A 4,604-nucleotide genomic window follows, 5' to 3' on the forward strand; every position below is an offset into this window, starting at 1 on the left:
ATACCCTCGCGAACCCGAACCCAGAACAAGTTCTCGCGATCCTTCAACACCACTCTCGACGCCATCAACAACACCTCACTCATACGGTGTTGCTACGACCCCTTGAAACCGCCCATGGGATACGAGACGCTGACAAGCCGCTCTGAGCCAGCGCCGGCAACCAGGTGGGTGCGACAAATAGCGATCACAGAACGACGCCACAAAGCGCCAAAAGTCACATATCCAGTCACCTATTCTCCGTGTCGCAAAGGCTAGTAACCGGCCAGTGTAATGAAGATCCGAGAGATCCTTTGTGGCCACGCCTTAGGTACTGAAGGCGGTGCGCATCACCTCCGAGTTACAAGGAAACGAGCGCCAGGCTCGACGTCGGTGTACCTCGCGCACTTCCGCACCCTGCGATCATGGAATGTGCTGATTGCCTATCTCGACGAGTCCTATAACAAGGACTTCTATTACATCGCTGCTGCGGTTGGTTCCACTGAGGCTTGGGAACGGCTTGAGGCGTCCTTCGCTGAAATCAAACAGAAGACTGCGAACGCTCACGGTACCCCGCTCGACGCCGAGCTCCACGGACACGAAATCATGGGTGGCGAGGGCGAATGGGCTCCCCTGCGCGGCAAACACCGTGAAGCCGCGGGTGTCTACCTGGCCGCCCTGCGCCAGGCTCGTGCGGCTGGCATCACCTATCTTTTCAGGGGTGTGGATATCAACCGACTCAATGCCCGCTACAGGTATCCGGAGCAACCACACAGCATTGTCCTTGGACATTTGCTGGAACGAATCGATGATCATGCCCGTAAGAGCAGAGAACTCGAACAAGTAATCGTGGTCGCGGATGAAATTGCGACCCAGGAGGTTCACAAGAAACAATTCGAGGCCTACCAGCTAACCGGAACGCCCGGATACCGGTCCAACAGGCTTGCCCGAATTTCGACCCCGATCAACTTTGCTTCGTCGCGCAACAGCGTCGGCCTGCAGTCGGCGGACCTGGCGGCGTACCTGCACCACCGTCGCAACACAGTGGTCGAAAAGCATCCAGCGGCTCAAGCCTCAATGCGGCGCCTGCTTAAGGAGATCGACCCCTCGACCGTTCATGAGTGGACGTGGGTTCCTTAAAAAACGAAGACCCCGCATTGCGAGGTCTTCGGCTGGCAACGTCCCGGTAACCGGTCCGTTGTAACTCTCATGGTACCGCCAAGGCCCCCTTCTAGGGAACTCTTAGTGCTTCAAAAAGCTATTCGAATTGAATCTCGCTTGCGACCCGGCGAACTTCCGCTTCGTGCGCGACTCTGCGCGCTTCGTCTGACTCGCGTTCTCGCTCTTCCTTTGCGAGCTCGGACGCGTACTCAGCGTTTGTGGCGGCGACCGCTTGCCTGACCGTTGCGACGTGGATGTCGCGCACCTCTTCGATGGTGGTGCCATCAAGGATGAGAGAGGACCCCGAGATCCTCGCGATACCCCGCCGATGCATCGTTGACCAGGAGCTCGGATTGTCCCAGAAGTGAACGAGCAGTCGTGCTTCTCGGACTGAAGGAGCACGGGAGAGCTTCACTGGGACGGCGTATAGACCCGAACCTGGGGTCCCGTCATTTCGAGGATGGCCGACGTTTTCGGTGTCGATTCCGACAATGCTGATGGATTCGGGCATGTCGCCATAGTGGCATCTACCTACGACATTTCAGCCGACGACCCGCGTCAGTGTCGAACGATGACACCACAAAGAAACTGTGAAGATATTCATTTGCAGTGTAAGGAACGGACTAGAAGCAGAGCGCGATGCCCTTCCGCACGAACGGTGGTGCTGAACCGCACGATTGGGTGGTGCTCAAAGCCTCAAATACTCAGGACGAACGGGACGATCTTTTGATCTAGTATTTTTCGTATTTTCCGCTGTCGTTTCGGACTGATGTCGGTCTTATCTCGGACGCCAAACATCTTCCGTAGAAACTCCCAGTCATTCCAACCGTCATTTTCGTTGTACTGGTCGGGGGTGAATACGCCGACGTCATAGAGATAATCGAGTACAGCGCGTGAGAAGTATTCCGCTGTTAGGGCAATCTGCCTTCCTTCGCGAGCGGCGCTGCGGATATCTACCAACTTCCGGAAGACCGCAATTTGCCGGTTGAGGTCGGTCCGCTCGAAGTGGTTGACGCAGGTGCTCCCGATAGGAAATAGCTCTGCACCATTGTCAGTGTTCGTGATGGTGTACATCCACAGCAGGTTCGTTTGACCGCAGACGCATTCTCCTTCGCTCGTGGGGTGCTCTTCTACGGACGTAACCTCCCACTCAAGAATGCCGGTCTTCCATTTGCTCGCCGTCGACGCGTCAGCAACAGCGCGGCGTAGCGCTTGAAAGTTTGCCGTTTTCACTGTTCTGCCTCTTCCCTAGCCGACCGTCCACCGGTGTGTTTAGAACGTGGCCCAGGCCTGCGGCTCAGGTGGAACTCGAGCTGGTCGTCTGTCAGGGCGAGAAAAGAGCTCTGCCGTTCGGCTCGGTAGCTTCCCAACACGTCGATGCCATCCTTCTCAAGGATGCGGGCTGTCTGATTTGCGCTTGTCGATCGGTTCGGCGCAAAGGCCGACATGGTCTTGAGTTCCTTTTTCGTGAACCGCGGACGAGACACGGTTTCCTTGCGCCGGACGACTTTCACTAGGTTTTCCCACTTCACGTAATCGAGGACAGCGACCCCGTAATACTGGCCATAGGTCATTTGGATCTTGTAGTTGGCGAACCACTTCGGGACGAGGAGGAGGGGTTTACCGTCCGCAACCGGAAGAGTGAGAGTCTTCGATTCCCAGGTGGCGCGGGCATTGTTCCAATAGGTGGTTTTCATAGTGGTTGTCGGCCGCCGAGTATGGAACTCGGGATGCTTCGCCATCATGTCGCTGGTGAACTGTTCGAGGGTTTCAAGCACGATCCTCGCCGTGACATCAGATGTGACGTCTTTATCGATCCTGGCAACGAACAACGGGATATCTTCGACATATTTGAGCGTTGCGACGGCGAGCTGACACAGGGGATTACCGAGAAGTTCGTTCCAGATCTGTGTGCCAAGTTTTTCGGCGGCGCCATGCCCCTGGGTGCCCTCACTAGACATACCCAATCGGGTGGCTCCGAGCTCCCTGAAGTGCTGCAGGCTACGTTCTCCGGAGATGTGATCTGCAGGGGCTGCAGAACGAAGTTTCACAAGGATCTCGTCAAAGAACTTGGTAAGGGCAGCGTCGGCGACCAATCCATACCGATCACCGGTTTTGGCCGCAACTCGGATGGCACTGGGATCGATAAACAGCAAATTGTCGCGCTCAACGTTCACGTCGAGAAAATCGACAGGCCCGCTGATGCGGAAGTCGGTAGTTATTCGGGGCATGTTTTGGTCCAATCAGGGTAAGCGTCGGAAATGTCGGGTGCGGCATACTGTTGTGCTACCGACACACTCAAGATATCTTAAGTGTATCGGTAGCGCAACACCCTCTCGGTTGCGTACCATTGACCTATATAGAGGGAGAACCTAATGGCGCAAACCAATATCGATGTCACAAGACTCGTAGCGGTCCTTCATGCAAGGATCGAGGCGGAGAAATTGTCGTGGCGACAAGCAGCCGGACAGATCGGCGTCAGCCCGTCACTGCTCTCTCGGCTACGAAACAGACAGCGGCCCGATCTGGACGCCTATGTACTGATCGTGCGATGGCTCAACATGTCAACTGAAGATTTTCTTGAGGGAGAAGGTCGTCGCGAGGAACAGCCAGAACTTACGAGTGAGGTCTCCGCGCTGCTGCGTGCGAGACGTGATCTAAGCGACGGGGACAAGATGCTGCTTGAGAACGTCTTCAAGTCGGGCTTGCAGGTGGTCCGGAGTACTCGACCGGAAACCTAACTGATGAATAAGGCAGAGCTTGGACGGTTGGCGAATGAAGTACGACGAGACTTGGGTTTGACGCCAGACCAGCGTTTTGACCCTCTGCACTGGGCCCGCGAGTGGGGTGTCCCGATGCTGTCTTTGGACCAAGCGACTAGCGACCCAGCGACTCTGCAGCGGTTGACTGTGGACGCTCCTGAACTGTGGTCTGCTGCGGTCGTAAAGGACCACCTCGGGCATTGCGTTATCTACAATCACGCTCATTCCGCAGCTAGGATCCGATCTGACCTAGCGCACGAAGTTGCGCATCTGATCGCGGAGCACCGCTTGGACGTGGCATGGATGGAGCCCGGAGGCAAGAAGTGTGGAGCTTCGCCCGCTCACGAGAAAGAGGCGGCTGAGCTGGGAGGAGCCCTTCTCGTGCCAGCCGCGGCAGCCAAAACACATGCCGTGTACGGATGGCAGCCGGAAACCCTCGCGGCAAGGTTCGATGTGAGTTTAGAGATGGCAATTTGGCGGATGCGTGTATCAGGAGGCCCGAAAATCCGAGAGCGGTGGCTGGCGAAGCAAGGCAGGTAGTTCGAGCCTTGGATGCTTCTCCTTGCGCCACAGAGATGTCTCAAAACCCATGGGCGGTTTCAAGGGGTCGTAGCAACACCGTATGAGTGAGGTGTTGTTGATGGCGTCGAGAGTGGTGTTGAAGGATCGCGAGAACTTGTTCTGGGTTCGGGTTCGCGAGGGTAT

At 56.3% G+C, this 4,604-nt stretch carries 6 protein-coding genes; 3 read left to right on the forward strand and 3 right to left on the reverse strand.

From position 1 onward, the window contains the following. The first annotated feature begins 369 nt into the window (after window positions 1-369). Complete coding sequence (locus tag E3O65_RS16495; protein ID WP_166785807.1) at window positions 370-1,116, forward strand: DUF3800 domain-containing protein; 747 nt, start codon at window positions 370-372, stop codon at window positions 1,114-1,116. Window positions 1,117-1,234: 118 nt separating this feature from the next. On the opposite strand, the gene E3O65_RS16500 is transcribed toward E3O65_RS16495, so the two are convergent. The 3 genes from E3O65_RS16500 to E3O65_RS16510 all read right to left on the reverse strand — a co-directional run bounded on the left by E3O65_RS16500 (window position 1,235) and on the right by E3O65_RS16510 (window position 3,368). After that, a complete protein-coding gene (locus tag E3O65_RS16500) occupies window positions 1,235-1,648 on the reverse strand; it encodes a hypothetical protein (protein ID WP_134364809.1) in 414 nt (137 codons plus the stop codon). 185 nt (window positions 1,649-1,833) lie between these two features. Next, on the reverse strand, window positions 1,834-2,370 hold the full coding sequence (locus E3O65_RS16505) for a hypothetical protein (protein WP_134364810.1): 537 nt from the start codon (window positions 2,368-2,370) through the stop codon (window positions 1,834-1,836). Then, the gene (locus E3O65_RS16510; RefSeq protein ID WP_134364811.1) at window positions 2,367-3,368 is read right to left on the reverse strand and encodes a hypothetical protein; all 1,002 of its coding nucleotides are present in this window, start codon (window positions 3,366-3,368) and stop codon (window positions 2,367-2,369) included. Before E3O65_RS16510 ends, E3O65_RS16505 begins: the two co-directional genes overlap by 4 nt. A 144-nt stretch (window positions 3,369-3,512) precedes the next feature. Here E3O65_RS16510 and E3O65_RS16515 point away from each other — a divergent pair, with 144 nt between their 5' ends. Both E3O65_RS16515 and E3O65_RS17660 read left to right on the forward strand, forming a co-directional pair. Further along, complete coding sequence (locus E3O65_RS16515; protein ID WP_134364812.1) at window positions 3,513-3,878, forward strand: helix-turn-helix domain-containing protein; 366 nt, start codon at window positions 3,513-3,515, stop codon at window positions 3,876-3,878. A 114-nt stretch (window positions 3,879-3,992) separates the two neighbouring features. Beyond that, on the forward strand, window positions 3,993-4,439 hold the full coding sequence (locus E3O65_RS17660) for an ImmA/IrrE family metallo-endopeptidase (protein ID WP_422386439.1): 447 nt from the start codon (window positions 3,993-3,995) through the stop codon (window positions 4,437-4,439). Window positions 4,440-4,604 lie beyond the last annotated feature (165 nt).

Source organism: Cryobacterium breve, assembly GCF_004402375.1.
Classification (GTDB): domain Bacteria; phylum Actinomycetota; class Actinomycetes; order Actinomycetales; family Microbacteriaceae; genus Cryobacterium; species Cryobacterium breve.

Coding starts and splice junctions, on each gene's coding strand:
- E3O65_RS17660 (WP_422386439.1), top strand. CDS start 3,993: ATGCTGTCTTTGGACCAAGCGACTAGCGACCCAGCGACTCTGCAGCGG.
- E3O65_RS16515 (WP_134364812.1), top strand. CDS start 3,513: ATGGCGCAAACCAATATCGATGTCACAAGACTCGTAGCGGTCCTTCAT.
- E3O65_RS16510 (WP_134364811.1), bottom strand. CDS start 3,368: ATGCCCCGAATAACTACCGACTTCCGCATCAGCGGGCCTGTCGATTTT.
- E3O65_RS16500 (WP_134364809.1), bottom strand. CDS start 1,648: ATGCCCGAATCCATCAGCATTGTCGGAATCGACACCGAAAACGTCGGC.